We start from the raw sequence: 14721 nt of genomic DNA, 5'->3' as shown, positions 1-14721 counted from the left end.
GCCCCCCCCCCCCGCCGCGCCTCATCTGCTTCCTTGGCCAGTCTGTCGGCGATGGCCGTGCCGCCCCCGCTGGCCAGGAATTCGGAGACCCGGATCTGCACGACCTTGCTGAACGTCTGGTAGTGCGCGCTGCGCGGGCGCGGCTGGGCCGCCCGTAGCGCCGCGTACAGCGTCCGGGTGTACGGCGGCACCTGGCCGGGCCGCGGCGCCGGCGGCAGGGTGGCGCCCTCCTCGTCGCGCTCGGCGTCCCCGGGCGGCAGCGGGCAGGCGGGTGCGTCCGCGCCCGCGCGGTAGGCCGAGACGCGGGTCGCGGCGAAGCCCCGCTCCAGGAGGCAGCGTTCGCCGCTCCGGCCGGTCAGCGCCTCGATGAGTTCCCGGGCGCCCTCGGGCCGGGTGCTGTGGGCGGAGAGGGCGAGGTTCTGCCCGCCCAGGACGGACATCCGTTTGCCGTCGGAGGGGCGGGCCGGCAGCTGGGCGACGTCGAACTGTCTGCCGGGTGTGAGCTTCTCGGCGACCGAGGCGTACTCGACGGGCCAGTTGCGCATGAACAGCGCGCGGCCGTCGGCGAACCAGCGGCGGCTCTCCGTCTCGTCCATCGTCGTGGCCTCGTGCGGCATGATCGCATCGAGCCGGCGCTGGAGGTCGCCGACGCCCTGCTGGAGCGAGCCGACCTGCGCGCCCTTGGTGAAGCTGGTGGCGTCCGGGTCGCCGCCCGCGTCCCAGGCGGCCTCCAGGGTGTTGACGGTCAGCCCTTCGTACGGCCGCAGCTGGGCCACCATGCCGTACATCCTGGGCGGCTTCTTCCCGCCCTGCCCGCCCCTGGTGCCCTTCGCGCGCTCGGCGGCCCTGCGGTTGTACGCCGCCGCGACCTGTTCGGCCATGTTCTTCAACGCCCCCCAGTTGGCGGGAGGTTGGTCGTAGCCGTACTCGTGCAGGATGTCCTTGCGGTAGTAGAGCAGTCCGGCGTCGGTGTTGAAGGGCACGCCCCACACCTTGCCGTCGTACTCCGTCGTCTTGACGACGCTGTCGAGGAAGTCGCCGTCCAGGCTCGCGCCCCAGGGCCGGATCACGCCCGCCTCGGCGAACTCCGCGGTCCAGGCCACATCGATGTTGAGCACGTCATAGCCGCCGTTGCCGGACTGGCCGGCCGCCAGCAGCTGGCTGCGCTGGCCGTCGGCGGTGTCCGGGAGTTCGACGATCCGCACCATGCGGCCGGTGCGCTTCTCGAAGGCGCGGATCAGGTCCTGACGGACGCCGGAGCTGCTGAGGTCGCTGCCGGTGGCCAGGACGATCGCGCCCTTCTCCGGGCCGGGCCCGACCCCCGCCGTGCAGCCGCTCGCGGCCACCAGCAGGGCCAGGCAGGACAGGGCGGCGGTCAGGGTGGTGCGCGGTGCGGTCACTGGTCCCCCTTCGCGGCGGTGCCGATGGAGGCAATGAAGCCGGCGAGCTGGTCGGGCGCGTCCGGGCCCCCGGGCACGCACCGGCCCCGCGAGGCGCCGGCCAGCCACTGGAGGGCGAAGGTGTCGCAGCCGGACCTGCCCATCGCCAGCGTCAGGACCGGGACCTCGGGGGCGCCCTTGAGGAGCCCGGTGAGCGTCTTCTCCACGCCCGCCGCGCGCTCGGGCCCGGCGCCGTCGTCCTGGTCGAGGATGAGCACAATGGCGTTGCTGGTGCCCTTGGCCGCCTTCATCGTGCGGACGGCGGCGGTGAGCGCCTCCTCCATCGCGGCGCCGTGGTCGACCAGTTCGCCGGCCTCGATCCTCTTCAGGGCGGCCTTGCCCGGGGCCGGGCCGGCGGTGCCGAGCGGGACGGCGAGCGGGCCGGTCCGGTGTACCGCGTCGGGGTCGTCGGGATGCTTACGGTCCGGGAAGGTCCACAGCCCGTACGTGTGGCGGGGGCCCACCATCTCCAGGGCCCGGCGCGCGGCACCGATCGCGACCGGGAGCCTGCCGCCGTCCGCCATGGAGGTGGAGGTGTCCATCAGGATCAGCAACTGGCTGGACCTCTGGGCCTTGTTGTAGCCGTCCAGCACCTTGGACACCTGGTCCGCGGCCGCCTTGAAGGGGACGACGGCGGCCTGGGGATCGGTCTCCGCGCGGCTGTCGAGCAGCGGGGAGCCGGGCGCCGGCTGCGGCATGCCGTCCTTTCCGGGCACCCCGCGATAGCCCTGCGCGGTGAGGGTGCGCCCGCCGCCCTCGGGGTCGCGCAGCCACTGGGCGAAGCGGTCGACCGCGGCCTCACGGACGGCGGCATCGGCGGCGCCGCGCCAGCCGACCCGGATCAGGGGGTGGTCGAGGGCCGGCACGTTCCTGGGGTAGTAGGCGGCGTAGCGCTCGCCTTGGGGGAGCGGGGAGGCCAGGGCCGGGCAACTGCCGGTGGCGCGGCCGAGGTTGTAGTCGGCGAGGGACTTCTCGGAGACCAGGGGCGCGGACTTCGCGGCGTTACCGGAACCGGTCCCGGCTCCGCTGCCGGAGCCGATTGCGCCGGGGCCGGAGCCGTTCGTGTCGGGGCGCAGCGAGCACAGCAACTCGGCGCTGCCCGCGTACTGGCTGCCGGGCGCGGAGAGCCGGCTCTCCGCGCTGTCGGCGAGCGAGGGGTCGGGGCCGGGCGTGCCCGAGGGGCGGATGGCGGAGCCGTCGTGGGCGAGGTAGAGGCCGATGGTGTGCAGCAGGCCGGTGCCGGACAGGACGGGGCTGGGCCGCAGGAGTCTGAGGTTGCGGTGCTTGGCGTCGGTCCCGGTGAGCAGGTCCTGCCAGGAGGCGCTGCGGGATTCGACGTCGTCCAGCCGCTTCTTGGACGGGATGCCGACGACCAGGGGGCTGTAGGCGACCGGGCGGGTGTAGTGCAGGGTCGCCGGGGATCCGGTGGCGGGCATCCGGCGGCGGGCCTCGTCGTAGTCGGCGGTGGATTCGGGGATCCACAGATCGGGCTGCGGGCCCGGCCGGTAGAGGGGGTCGGTGCCCTTGTCGTCCTGACTGCCCTTGCCGGTGCCCTGCGCCTCGCCCTGCCAGCGGTCGGCGGCGGCGAAGCCCCGGTCGATCTGGTCCTTGGCGGCGGAGTAGACGGTGATCTGGGCGCGCCGGCAGCCGTCGGGGTAGTCGCCCTCGCCGTCCAGGGGGCGGGTGTTGGCGTCGGACATCTCGTAGGCGAAGGCGGCCAGGCGCAGTGCGGGTTCGGCCTCGGGGGCGGTGAGCAGCCGCAGTTCGAGGGCGGGCGGGCAGGGCGGGGGGTTGCCGTCGAGGTTCAGCAGGACGACGCCCGCGGTGGCCGGTACGAAGATGATTGCCAGGACGAGGAGGATCCTGAGCCAGTGCCGGCGGGATCCGGGCCGGTTCCGGGGGGAGCCGGTCCGCCGCGGGGAAGTGAACCAGCGGGGTAACCAGGGGCGCCACCGGACGAGCGGGAGGCGCAGCCGTCGCCGGAGGTACCTCGGCGCGTGCAGGGAGTTGAGCCGGCGGCGCAGGCGGATGCGCAGCGGGGTGGGGGCCGGGGCCGGGAGCCCGGTGGCGAAGGACAGGATGACGTCGTCGACGGTGTTCTGCTTCGCCGAGAGGGGCTGCCAGACATCGCCCATCGGGGTCTGCTCGTCGGTGAGTTTCTCGCGCAGCGCCTGGACCAGGTCCTCGAAGGTGACGAACTGCCTGCCCGGGATGCCGTGTTCGAGGACGTGCACCAGGGCGCGGGTGAAGACGCTGCCGCCGGCCGGCTCCTCGCCGCTGAAGATACGGCGGTTGGGCTGCGCCGCCATCAGCAGCGACATGGGCTTGCGGCTGGAGTGGAAGGCTTCGCCGGCGTTGCCGGAGAAGCAGCACTCCAGAACGATCACGATCCGGTCGGCCCGCGCGTTGTCGAGGTAATCCAGCACCGTGCCGTCCCAGGAGACGGTCTTGTGGCCTCCTTTCGACGTACCGACCATCAGCTGCAGATCGCCGCCGTCCGAGCCGACCCACCCATGGCCGGAGAAGTACACCAGCAGCAGCCCGTGCGCCTCACCGGTGACGGCGTTCAGCGCTTCTTCCACCTCCCAGGGCTCCTGGGTCCGGCAGATGCGGATCTCGTCCTCGGTGAACAGGTCGGTGCCGGGGGCGGTCAGGACGCGCTTGAGGGCCTCGGCGTTGTCCTTCACCGCGGGCAGCGGGCGCACGTGGTCGTAGTCGCCGACACAGATCAGCAGCGCCCGGTTGATCTTGCCCCGTGCGTCGTATTCGGACATCCGCTCAGTCCTCGGCGGTGCTGCCGCCCTCGGCGCCGCCGAGCTCGCGCAGTCCGCCGTCCCCTTCGCCGACCCGGACGGAGGGCCGCTCGCCGGTGGCGCGCTCCTCCTTGCGCCGCCGCAGCCACTCCTGGAGGGCGATGGTCAGGCTCTTGGTGATCTCGGCGGCGACCGCGCCGACGACGACCAGGACCAGGTCGTCCACGCCGATGGCCATGTCGGCGGGTCCGGACTCGTCCGCATCCTCGCTCCCGCCCGCCGGCCGCGCACGCTGTGTCCACTCGTGCCGCCGCTGGGCCAGCCAGGGTTCCCGTTCCAGCCAGGCCCGCAGATCCGCGGCGTCCTGCGCCGGATTGTTGGTGCCCGCGATCCTGATACGGATCTCTTGACCGCTCTCATGACGGTCGGCGCTGTTCGGCATCCCCCGGCCCCCTTCCGGCGGGCACCATCGCCCACCGTGTCCCAGATAGTGACGTGCCCAGAGGGCCGGAGGCAACCGTCTGTGACGCGGCGGCCACCCTGTGGCCCGCGCCACAGCCCCTGTCACAGGGCTGCGTCGCAGGTCAAGGGTGAGTTGACGGGCATTCGCGGGGCGTGGTGGACTGCCCGGGCCATTCGGCGACAGATGAGGAAGTCCGGTGAGAATCCGGCGCGGTCCCGCCACTGTCACCGGGGAGCGCTCCTCCAGCGACGGCCACGGCCCGCCGCGCGGATGCCCGAACGGGCCGCCGCGTACGGGCTGGAAGGCCGGGGGCGGCGCCGATCCGGGAGCCAGGAGACTCTCGTCGCCGTCACGTCGAGCCAGGGCGCGGACCCTGAGTGAGGACATATCGCCATGCCCGGCCGCCGTTCGAGATGCCCGCGCCCTGCCGTCGCCGTGTTCCTCCGAGGCCTGACGGCGGCCTGATCCGATGCGCGGCGAACACGCGGGATATGCGTGCGGCGCGGCCCTCGGCTTTCTCGGCGACCTGATCGCGGCGGATCCCCGGCGCGGCCATCCGGTGGCCGCCTTCGGCCGGGCCGCGGGCGCGCTCGAGCGCCGGCTGTGGCGCGACCACCGCGGATACGGTGCGGCGCACGCGGTGGTGTGCGCGGGCGGCGCGGCGGCCGGTGCCGCGCTCCTGCAGCGCGCCGTACGCGGCCGGCCCGGGGCACCGGCCGCCCTGACCGCGGCCACCGTCTGGGCGGTCCTCGGCGGTACCTCGCTCGGCCGGGAGGCGCGGGCCGTCGGCGGCGCCCTGACGGCGGGTGACCTGGACGTGGCGCGGGAGCGGCTGCCGCATCTGTGCGGCCGCGATCCGCAGGCGCTGGACGGGCCGCAGATGGCCCGCGCGGTGGTGGAGTCGGTCGCCGAGAACACCTCGGACGCGGTGGTGGGCGCCCTGGTGTGGGGTGCGCTGGGCGGTGTGCCCGGCCTGGTGGCGTTCCGTGCCGTCAACACCCTGGATGCGATGGTCGGTCATAAATCGCCGCGCTACCGCCGGTTCGGCTGGGCGGCGGCCCGCCTCGACGATGTGGCCGGCTGGCCCGGATCGCGGCTGACCGCCGCGCTGACCGTGCTCGCGGGCCCGGACCGGCGCGGTGCGCTGCGGGCCTGGCGGGCCGATGGCGGCGCGCACCCGAGCCCCAATGCGGGCCCGGTGGAGGCCTCGTTCGCGGGCGCGCTCGGCGTACGGCTGGGCGGCACCCTGGCGTACGGCGGCCGCATCGAGCACCGCCCGGTGCTCAACGGCGGGGCGCGGCCGGTGGCGGCGGACGACATCGAGCGGGCGGTGCGGCTCTCGCGCCGGGTGAGTGTGCTGGCACTGGCGGCGACGGTCGCCGGACGGACGGCGGTGGGCGCGATACGGCGCAGGAGCAAGAGCGGGAGGAAGCCCCGGTGAACGGGCGGTTCAAGGCATCCGGCACGGCGGTCGGCGGTGGCCTGCTGGTCGCCGGTACGACGTCCGACGCGGGCAAGAGCGTGGTGACGGCGGGCATCTGCCGCTGGCTGGCGCGGCAGGGCGTCAAGGTCGCGCCCTTCAAGGCGCAGAACATGTCCCTCAACTCCTTTGTGACGCGCGAGGGGGCGGAGATCGGGCGGGCGCAGGCGATGCAGGCGGCCGCGGCGCGGGTGGAGCCGACCGCGCTGATGAACCCCGTCCTGCTCAAGCCGGGCAGCGACCGCAGCAGCCAGGTGGTGCTCCTGGGCAAGGCGGTGGGTGAGCTGAGTGCGCGCGGCTACCACGCGGGGCGGCAGGAGCAGCTGCTCGGCACGGTGACCGACTGCCTGGCCGAACTCCGCCGTACCCACGACGCGGTGATCTGCGAGGGCGCCGGCAGCCCCGCCGAGATCAATCTCCGCCGCAGCGACATCGTGAACATGGGCATCGCACGGGCCGCCCGGATCCCGGTCGTGGTGGTCGGCGACATCGACCGCGGCGGCGTCTTCGCCTCCTTCTTCGGGACCACGGCACTGCTGTCCAAGGAGGATCAGGAGCTGGTGGCGGGGTATCTCGTCAACAAGTTCCGGGGCGATGTGACGCTGCTGGAGCCCGGGTTGGAGATGATGAAGCAGCTGACCGGGCGGCCGACGCTGGGCGTGCTGCCGTACGCGCACGGGCTCGGCATCGACGAGGAGGACGGGCTGCGGGTGTCGCTGCGCGGGGCGGTGCGCGAGTCGGTGGTCGCGCCGCCCGTCGGCGCGGATGTGCTGCGGGTCGCCGTGTGTGCCGTACCGCTGATGTCCAACTTCACGGATGTGGACGCGCTGGCGGCCGAACCGGGCGTGGTGGTGCGCTTCGTGGACCGCGCCGAGGAGCTGGCGGACGCGGACCTGGTGGTGCTGCCCGGCACCCGGGGGACCGTCCGCGCGCTGCAGTGGCTGCGCAAGCGCGGCCTGGCGGACGCGATCGCCCGGCGGGCCGCCGAGGGGCGCCCGGTGCTGGGCATCTGCGGCGGCTTCCAGATGCTGGGCGAGCACATCGAGGACGAGGTCGAGTCGCGGGCGGGTGCGGTCGAGGGGCTGGGCCTGCTGCCGGTCCGGGTGCGGTTCGCGCACGAGAAGACCTTGCGGCGGCCTGTCGGCGAGGCACTGGGCGAGCCGGTGGAGGGGTACGAGATCCACCACGGCGTGGCCCAGGTGTCCGACGGCGACGAAGCGTTCCTGGACGGCTGCCGGGCCGGGGCCGTCTGGGGCACACACTGGCACGGCTCGCTGGAGAGCGACGGCTTCCGGCGGGCGTTCCTGCGCCGGGTGGCGGCCGATGCGGGCCGGGCGTTCGTCCCGGCCCCGGACACCAGCTTCGGCGCGCTGCGCGAGGAGCAGCTGGACCGGCTCGGCGATCTGATCGAGGAGCATGCGGATACGGACGCGCTGCTGCGGCTGATCGAGAAGGGGGTGCCGGCGGGGCTGCCGTTCGTGCCTCCGGGGGCGCCCCGCCCTGTTGACGCGTCCGACCACAGCACTTCCCTTGAAGGAGGGGCCACCACATGAGCACCCGGTACCCGTTCACCGCCGTCGTCGGCATGGCCGACCTGCGGCTGGCGTTGCTGCTCAACGCCGTCAGCCCGGCGGTGGGCGGTGTCCTCGTCCGCGGCGAGAAAGGCACCGCCAAGAGCACCGCGGTGCGGGCGCTGGCGGACCTGCTGCCCGAGGTGCCGGTCGTGGCGGGCTGCCGCTTCAGCTGCGACCCCGCCGCGCCCGACGAGCGGTGCCCGGACGGACCGCACGGGACCGGGCCGGCCGGGTCCCGGCCGGCCCGTATGGTCGAACTGCCGGTGGGCGCCTCCGAGGACCGGCTCGTCGGCGCCCTCGACATCGAGCGGGCGCTGGCCGAGGGCGTCAAGGCCTTCGAACCGGGACTGCTCGCGGATGCGCACCGCGGCATCCTGTACGTCGACGAGGTCAATCTGCTCCACGACCACCTGATCGACCTGCTGCTCGACGCCGCCGCCATGGGCGCCTCCTATGTGGAGCGCGAGGGCGTCTCGGTACGCCACGCCGCCCGTTTCCTCCTGGTCGGCACCATGAATCCCGAAGAGGGCGAGCTGCGGCCGCAGTTGCTGGACCGGTTCGGGCTGACCGTCGAGGTGGCGGCCTCGCGGGAGCCGGAGCAGCGGGTGGAGGTCGTCCGGCGCAGGCTGGCGTTCGACGACGATCCGGCCGCCTTCGCGGCGCGCTGGGCGCACGAGGAGGCGCAGCTGCGGGAGCGGATCGTGGCGGCGCGGGCGCTGCTGCCGTCCGTCCGGCTCGGCGATGCGGCACTGCGGCAGATCGCCGCGACCTGCGCCGAGTTCGAGGTGGACGGGATGCGGGCGGACATCGTGATGGCGCGGACGGCGACGGCGCTGGCCGCGTGGGCGGGGCGGACGGAGGTGCTCTCGGAGGACGTACGGCAGGCGGCGCTGCTGGCGCTGCCGCACCGCAGGCGCCGTAATCCGTTCGACGCGCCCGGTCTGGACGAGGACAAACTGGACGAGACGCTGGAGGAGTTCGGCGGGGCGGACGGCGAGGACGACCCGGAGCCGGAGGGGCCGGACGACGGGCCCGAGGGTCCCGGCGGCGGGCCGGACGGGCCCGGTGGGGTGCCGCCGCAGGACCGGGGGGAGCAGGGGCCGCAGGAGCAGTCGCCGCCCGCCGGGCCGGAGGCGGCGGGCGGCGACGAGCCGGGCCCCGTCCCCGAGCAGCGCCCCACCGAGCAGCCCGCCGAGCAGCCCAGCACGGCACCCGGTGCGCAACAGGCCGCCGTGAGTGCCGCCGACCCCTTCCGTACGCGTCGGCTGGACGTGCCGGGTCTGGGCGAGGGTGCCGACGGCCGGCGCTCGCGGGCCCGTACCGCCCATGGCCGTACCACCGGGTCCCGGCGCCCCCGGGGCACCCTCGGCAAGCTGCACCTGGCGGCGACCGTGCACGCCGCGGCGCCGCATCAGCGGGCGCGCGGCCGTAGCGGGCGGGGGCTGGTGGTGCGCCGGGACGATCTGCGCGAGGCGGTACGCGAGGGGCGGGAGGGCAATCTGGTCCTGTTCGTCGTGGACGCGTCCGGTTCGATGGCGGCACGCAAGCGGATGAGCGCGGTCAAGGGCGCGGTGCTGTCGCTGCTGCTGGACGCCTACCAGCGGCGCGACAAGATCGGCATGATCACGTTCCGGGGGAAGGACGCCGAGCTGGCGCTGCCCCCGACGTCGTCGGTCGAGGCGGGCGCGACGCGGCTGGAGCAGCTGCCGACGGGGGGCCGTACGCCGCTGTCGGAGGGGCTGCTGCGGGCCCATGAGGTGCTGCGGGTGGAGCGGATGCGGGACGCGTCGCGGCGGCCGCTGGTCGTGGTCGTGACGGACGGGCGGGCCACCGGCGGGCCCGAGCCGCTCGTCCGGGCCCGGCGCGCGGCCCGGCTGCTGGCCGCCGAGGGCACCGCCTCCGTCGTCGTGAACTGCGAGGCCGGGCCCGTGCGGCTGGGTCTGGCGGCCGAGTTGGCACGGGAGCTCCAGGGCATGACCGTCACGCTCGACGAGCTGCGCGCGGACAGCGTCTCCGCGCTCGTACACACCGTTCAAGGCAATCGGAGGGCCGCGTAATGCCACAGGGACAACCGTCCGTCGTACCGGACGACGGACTCACCACCCGCCAGCGCCGTAACCGCCCGCTGGTCCTGGTCCACACGGGCATCGGCAAGGGCAAGTCCACCGCCGCCTTCGGGCTGGCGATGCGGGCGTGGAACCAGAACTGGCCGGTCGGTGTTTTCCAGTTTGTGAAGTCGGCGAAGTGGAAGGTCGGTGAGGAGCGGGCGCTGAAGGTGCTCGGCGACTCCGGCGAGGGCGGGAGTGTCACCTGGCACAAGATGGGCGAGGGCTGGTCGTGGGTGCAGCGCGACTCCCAGTTCAGCAACGAAGAGGCGGCGCGCGAGGGCTGGGAACAGGTCAAGCGCGATCTCGCCGCCGAGACCTACAAGCTGTACGTCCTCGACGAGTTCGCCTACCCGATGCACTGGGGCTGGGTGGACACCGACGAGGTGATCTCGGTACTGCGCGACCGCCCCGGCGGCCAGCATGTCGTCATCACCGGCCGCAACGCCCCGCAGGCGCTGTGCGACTTCGCCGACCTGGTCACCGACATGTCGAAGGTCAAGCATCCGATGGACGCGGGTCAGAAGGGGCAGCGGGGTATCGAGTGGTGAGCCGGCGGGGTTTCGAGTGGTGAGAAAGGTGAGAAGGGTGTGCGCAGCATGAGCACCGGCGCGATCCCCCGGCTGGTGATCGCCGCGCCGTCCTCCGGTGCGGGCAAGACGACGGTGGCCACGGGCCTGATGGCGGCGTTCGCCGAGGCGGGCCTCGCGGTCTCGCCGCACAAGGTGGGACCCGACTACATCGACCCGGGCTACCACTCCCTGGCCACCGGCCGCCCCGGCCGCAACCTGGACGCCTATCTGTGCGGCACGGACCGGATCGCGCCGCTGTTCCTGCACGGCGCGGCGGGCGCGGACCTGGCCGTCGTCGAGGGCGTGATGGGGCTGTTCGACGGCGCCTCGGGCAGGGGCGAGCTGTCCTCGACCGCCCAGGTGGCGAAGCTGCTGCGGGCACCGGTGGTGCTGGTGGTGGACGCCTCGTCGCAGTCCCGGTCGGTGGCCGCCCTGGTGCACGGCTTCGCGTCGTGGGACCCGGAGGTACGGCTGGCCGGGGTGATCCTCAACAAGGTCGGCTCGGACCGCCACGAGGAGCTGCTGCGCGAGGCGATGGGCTCGTCCGGGGTTCCGGTGCTGGGGGCGCTGCGGCGCACCCAGCAGGCCCGGACACCGTCCCGGCATCTGGGCCTGGTGCCGGTCGCCGAGCGCCGGGCCGAGGCGGTGGAGTCGGTGCGGGAGCTGGCCGCGCGGGTGCGCGAGGGCTGCGACCTCGAGGCGCTGCTGGCGCTGGCGCGCGGGGTGCCGGAGCTGACGGACGCGCCCTGGGATCCGGTCGCGGAGGTGGCCGCCCGCAGCACCGGCGCAAGGCCGCTGATAGCCGTCGCCGGCGGCGCCGCCTTCACCTTCTCGTACGCCGAGCACGCCGAGCTGCTGACCGCCGCGGGGGCCGAGGTGGCCCCCTTCGACCCGCTGCGGGACGAGCGCCTGCCTTCCGGAACACAAGGGCTGGTGATCGGCGGCGGCTTCCCCGAGATGTACGCACCGGATCTGTCGGCGAACGCCCCGCTGCGCGCGGCGGTGGCCCACCTGGCCGCCTCCGGGGCGCCGGTCTCCGCCGAGTGCGCCGGGCTGCTGTATCTCTCCCGCTCCATAGACGGGAAGCCGATGTGCGGGGTGCTGCCCGCCGACGCCCGGATGACGGAGCGGCTCACGCTGGGCTACCGGGAGGCGGTGGCGCTGGAGGACAATGCGCTGGCCGTGGCCGGGACGCGGGTGCGCGGCCATGAGTTCCACCGTACGGTCCTGGAGCCGGGCGCGGGCGCGTCCCCGGCGTGGGGCCTGACGCACCCCGAGCGGCGGATGGAGGGCTTTGTGAGCGGCGGGGTGCATGCCTCGTATCTGCATGTGCACTGGGCGGCCGAGCCGTCGCTGGCCACCCGGCTGGCCGAGAACGCGGCGCGGCATGCGGCGGCTCCGGGCGCGGTCCGATGACGGGCGCTGTTCGATGACGGGCGCGGTCCGATGACGGGAGGATCCGGAGTGGAGCGGCCCGCCTCCGGCGCGAGGCCTGCGCCGTTCCTGCTCGGCCGGGGCGACACCCCGCCTCCGTCCGCGATCCTGGAGGGCCGACGCGGCCAGGCGGCCTTCGGCCGGGGAGCCGTCGCGGCATGAGACGCCGGGTGGCGGGCCGACGGGGGCGCACGGGGCCGGGCGAGGGCGCGGGGCCGGAGGGCGGCACGGGCCTGCTTCCGGGCACCGGCGACGGGACGGGGGCGGACGGCACGACGCCACCGGTTACCGGCGACGGCACCGGGCCCCACGACGCCGCACCACCGCTCCCCGGTCCCCCCGCCCCCCTCGTCATCGGCGTCGGCGCCCGCCGTGGCGTCCCCGTGGACGAGGTGCTGGAGCTGATCACGGCCACGCTCGCGGCGGCGGGCTACGCGGGTCGGCCTGTGGTGGCGCTGGCGACGGTGGCGGGCAAGGCGGCGGAGCCGGGGCTGGTCGGGGCGGCCCGGTGGCTCGGGGTGCCGTTGTGGGCGTATCCGGCGGAGGTGCTGGCGGGCGTGCGGGTGCCGGGTCCGTCCGCGGTCGTGGCGGGTGCCGTGGGGACGCCGAGCGTTGCCGAGGCGGCCGCGCTGGTGGCCGCCGGGCCAGGTGCCCAACTGCTCGTCGGAAAGCGGAAGTCTGCGCCCCCACAGGGGCGGCCGGCACGGGCCACCTGCGCGCTCGCCGCGCCGGCAGTAACGGACAGCCCCCCAGTTACCGCTGGTAGTAAGGGAGCGCCCGCCGTCACCTCCCCTGGTGCGGATATCGTCATGACCTCCCCCAACCTGCCCCGCCGTGGCCCGGATCGGCGGACTGCGGTCATCGGCGACAAGGCGCCCGACAGCGTTACCACCGGTACCAAGGAGACCTAGTGACCACCCCTCCCGCACTGCTCATCGCCGGTCACGGCGCCCGTGACGACGGCGGGGCCGAGGCCCTGCGCGCGCTGGTGCGTGTGCTCGGCGAGCGCCACCCCGAAGTGCCCGTCGCCGGCGGGTTCTTCGGCGCACCGGCGTCCCCGATGCCGCTGGCCGACGCCGTCGACGGCCTCGTCGCACGGGGCGCGACCCGCATCGCCGCCGTACCGCTGCTGCTGGCCCCCACCGGGCCGGTGGCCGAGACGCTGCCCGCCGCGCTGGCACGGGCGGCCGAGCGCCACCCCGGCCTCGCCCACGCCTGCGCCGCCGAGCTGGGGCCGCACCCCGTACTGCTCGAGGCACTGGAGCGGCGGCTGGACGAGGCGCTGGGCGCCGGCACCCGCAGACCCGAGGACCGGGCCCGTACGACGGTGCTGCTGGTGGGGCGCGGGTCGACCGACCCGTACGCCAACGCCGAGGTGGTACGGGCCGCGCGGCTGCTGTGGGAGGGGCGCGGCTTCGCGGGCGTGGAGACCGCGTTCGTCACCCAGGCGGCGCCCGATGTCCCGGCCGGTCTCGACCGGTGCAGGGTGCTGGCCGCCACAGGGGCGGGCGGTCCGGGCCGGATCGTGGTCCTGCCGTACTTCCTCCTCCCCGGTGACCTGCTGGAGCGGGTGTGCATGCAGACCGAGGGCTGGGCCGCGGCACACCCGGACACGGAGGTGTACGGGGCCGGGGTGATCGGCGCGACGGCGCAGGTGGCCGAGGCGGTCATGGAGCGCTACCGGGAGCTGGCGGGCGAACCGCTGCCGGGCGGGTACCGGGCGGCGGCGGGGGACGCCCGGGACAGCGACGGCGTACTGCGGCAGACGGCCGCCGGGAACCAGGAAAAGCATGCGGGCGCTCACTGACACCGAGGCCGCGGCGCCCACCGAACCCGATCTGCGGCATCACGGCGATGCCGAGGTACGGGCCGCTGACGGCGGGCCGGCGGATCTGACGGATCTCGCGGTCAATGTCCGCGCCCACACTCCCCCGGCCTGGCTGAAGGCGGAGATCGCCGCGTCGCTGGACGGCCTCGCCGCGTATCCGGACGGCCGGGCGGCGCGCCGGGCGGTCGCCGCGCGGCACGGTCTGCCGGTGGAACGGGTGCTGCTGACGGCGGGCGCCGCGGAGGCGTTCGTCCTGCTCGCGCGCGCCGTGCCGGCCCGTCGGCCGGTCGTGGTGCACCCGCAGTTCACCGAGCCCGAGGCGGCACTGCGGGACGCCGGGCACGCGGTGGAACGGGTGCTGCTGAGTGAGCGGGACGGCTTCCGGCTGGAGCCGGACGCGGTGCCACAGGACGCCGATCTGGTCGTGGTCGGCAACCCCACCAACCCCACCTCCGTCCTGCACCCCGCCGAGACGCTGGCCCGGCTGGCGCGCCCCGGCCGGACGCTGGTCGTCGACGAGGCGTTCATGGACGCGGTGCCCGGCGAGCGGGCGTCGCTGGCCGGCCGGACGGATCTGCCGGGCCTGGTGGTGCTGCGCAGCCTGACCAAGACGTGGGGGCTCGCGGGGCTGCGGATCGGCTATGTGCTGGCCGCGCCCGCGCTGATCGCCGCCCTGGAGCGGGCGCAGCCGCTGTGGCCGGTCTCCAGCCCCGCGCTGGCCGCGGCCGGGGCCTGCTGTACGCCGCGGGCGCTGGCGGAGGCAGCCGCGGCGGCCGAGGAGATCGCCGGGGACCGGGCCCATCTGCTGTCCCGGCTGGGGGAGTTCGCCACGGTACGGGCCATGGGTCCGGCCGAGGGGCCGTTTGTGCTGATCCGGCTGCCGGACGCGACGACGGTACGGGCCGGGCTGCGGGCGCGCGGCTTCGCGGTGCGCCGGGGGGACACGTTTCCCGGCCTGGGCCCGGAGTGGCTGCGGCTCGCGGTACGGGACCGGGCAACCACGGACCGGTTCGTGGCGGCGCTGGCGGAAGTGCTGGGCGAGGCCCAGATGCATTGACCTGGAGCGTGGGCCC

At 74.8% G+C, this 14721-nt stretch carries 10 protein-coding genes, 1 pseudogene and 1 riboswitch; of the genes and pseudogenes, 8 read left to right on the top strand and 3 right to left on the bottom strand.

Annotated features, from left to right (window positions below; genetic code table 11):
• The 3 genes from AB0D04_RS39835 to AB0D04_RS39825 form a co-directional block, all read right to left on the bottom strand.
• Positions 1–1400: extracellular solute-binding protein (locus tag AB0D04_RS39835; protein WP_362712297.1), on the bottom strand; the 1400-nt coding region annotated here is incomplete at its 3' end.
• Positions 1397–4213 carry a caspase family protein gene (locus tag AB0D04_RS39830; RefSeq protein WP_362712296.1) on the bottom strand — a complete coding sequence of 939 codons (2817 nt, stop codon included), beginning with the start codon at positions 4211–4213 and terminating at the stop codon, positions 1397–1399. The genes AB0D04_RS39835 and AB0D04_RS39830, both read right to left, overlap by 4 nt.
• Positions 4214–4217: 4 nt before the next feature.
• Positions 4218–4634, bottom strand: coding sequence for a hypothetical protein (locus tag AB0D04_RS39825; RefSeq protein ID WP_362712295.1), 417 nt, complete (start codon positions 4632–4634; stop codon positions 4218–4220).
• Positions 4635–4838: 204 nt separating this feature from the next.
• Positions 4839–4995, top strand: a riboswitch (cobalamin riboswitch).
• A 129-nt stretch (positions 4996–5124) separates the two neighbouring features.
• Between AB0D04_RS39825 and AB0D04_RS39820 the strand changes: the two genes are divergently transcribed.
• The 8 genes and pseudogenes from AB0D04_RS39820 (at position 5125) to cobC (ending at position 14705) form a co-directional block, all read left to right on the top strand.
• Entirely contained in the window at positions 5125–6096 is a 972-nt protein-coding gene (locus tag AB0D04_RS39820; protein WP_362712294.1) for a cobalamin biosynthesis protein, read from the top strand.
• Positions 6093–7688, top strand: coding sequence for a cobyric acid synthase (locus AB0D04_RS39815; protein WP_362712293.1), 1596 nt, complete (start codon positions 6093–6095; stop codon positions 7686–7688). The genes AB0D04_RS39820 and AB0D04_RS39815 overlap by 4 nt, the downstream gene beginning before the upstream one ends.
• Positions 7685–9766: a putative cobaltochelatase gene (locus AB0D04_RS39810; protein ID WP_362712292.1), complete on the top strand. Its 2082-nt coding sequence runs from the start codon at positions 7685–7687 to the stop codon at positions 9764–9766. Before AB0D04_RS39815 ends, AB0D04_RS39810 begins: the two co-directional genes overlap by 4 nt.
• Positions 9766–10365: a cob(I)yrinic acid a,c-diamide adenosyltransferase gene (cobO, locus tag AB0D04_RS39805; protein ID WP_362712291.1), complete on the top strand. Its 600-nt coding sequence runs from the start codon at positions 9766–9768 to the stop codon at positions 10363–10365. Before AB0D04_RS39810 ends, cobO begins: the two co-directional genes overlap by 1 nt.
• 48 nt (positions 10366–10413) lie before the next feature.
• On the top strand, positions 10414–11802 hold the full coding sequence (locus tag AB0D04_RS39800; RefSeq protein WP_362712290.1) for a cobyrinate a,c-diamide synthase: 1389 nt from the start codon (positions 10414–10416) through the stop codon (positions 11800–11802).
• A gap of 371 nt (positions 11803–12173) precedes the next feature.
• A pseudogene (locus tag AB0D04_RS39795) lies at positions 12174–12542 on the top strand (cobalamin biosynthesis protein); the annotation flags it as partial.
• Positions 12543–12730: 188 nt separating this feature from the next.
• On the top strand, positions 12731–13627 hold the full coding sequence (locus tag AB0D04_RS39790; protein ID WP_362712289.1) for a sirohydrochlorin chelatase: 897 nt from the start codon (positions 12731–12733) through the stop codon (positions 13625–13627).
• On the top strand, positions 13611–14705 hold the full coding sequence (cobC, locus tag AB0D04_RS39785) for an Rv2231c family pyridoxal phosphate-dependent protein CobC (protein WP_362712288.1): 1095 nt from the start codon (positions 13611–13613) through the stop codon (positions 14703–14705). The genes AB0D04_RS39790 and cobC overlap by 17 nt, the downstream gene beginning before the upstream one ends.
• Positions 14706–14721: the final 16 nt, after the last annotated feature.

Source organism: Streptomyces sp. NPDC048483 (genome assembly GCF_040651455.1).
Taxonomy (GTDB): domain Bacteria; phylum Actinomycetota; class Actinomycetes; order Streptomycetales; family Streptomycetaceae; genus Streptomyces.
The sequence above is the reverse complement of the archived record's forward strand: the minus strand, read 5'-3'. Positions and strand labels throughout refer to the sequence as shown.

Excerpts from the sequence above, each read along its gene's own strand:
- AB0D04_RS39830 (WP_362712296.1), bottom strand. The coding sequence starts at position 4,213 with ATGTCCGAATACGACGCACGGGGCAAGATCAACCGGGCGCTGCTGATC.
- AB0D04_RS39825 (WP_362712295.1), bottom strand. The coding sequence starts at position 4,634 with ATGCCGAACAGCGCCGACCGTCATGAGAGCGGTCAAGAGATCCGTATC.
- AB0D04_RS39820 (WP_362712294.1), top strand. The coding sequence starts at position 5,125 with ATGCGCGGCGAACACGCGGGATATGCGTGCGGCGCGGCCCTCGGCTTT.
- AB0D04_RS39810 (WP_362712292.1), top strand. The coding sequence starts at position 7,685 with ATGAGCACCCGGTACCCGTTCACCGCCGTCGTCGGCATGGCCGACCTG.
- cobO (WP_362712291.1), top strand. The coding sequence starts at position 9,766 with ATGCCACAGGGACAACCGTCCGTCGTACCGGACGACGGACTCACCACC.
- AB0D04_RS39800 (WP_362712290.1), top strand. The coding sequence starts at position 10,414 with ATGAGCACCGGCGCGATCCCCCGGCTGGTGATCGCCGCGCCGTCCTCC.
- cobC (WP_362712288.1), top strand. The coding sequence starts at position 13,611 with ATGCGGGCGCTCACTGACACCGAGGCCGCGGCGCCCACCGAACCCGAT.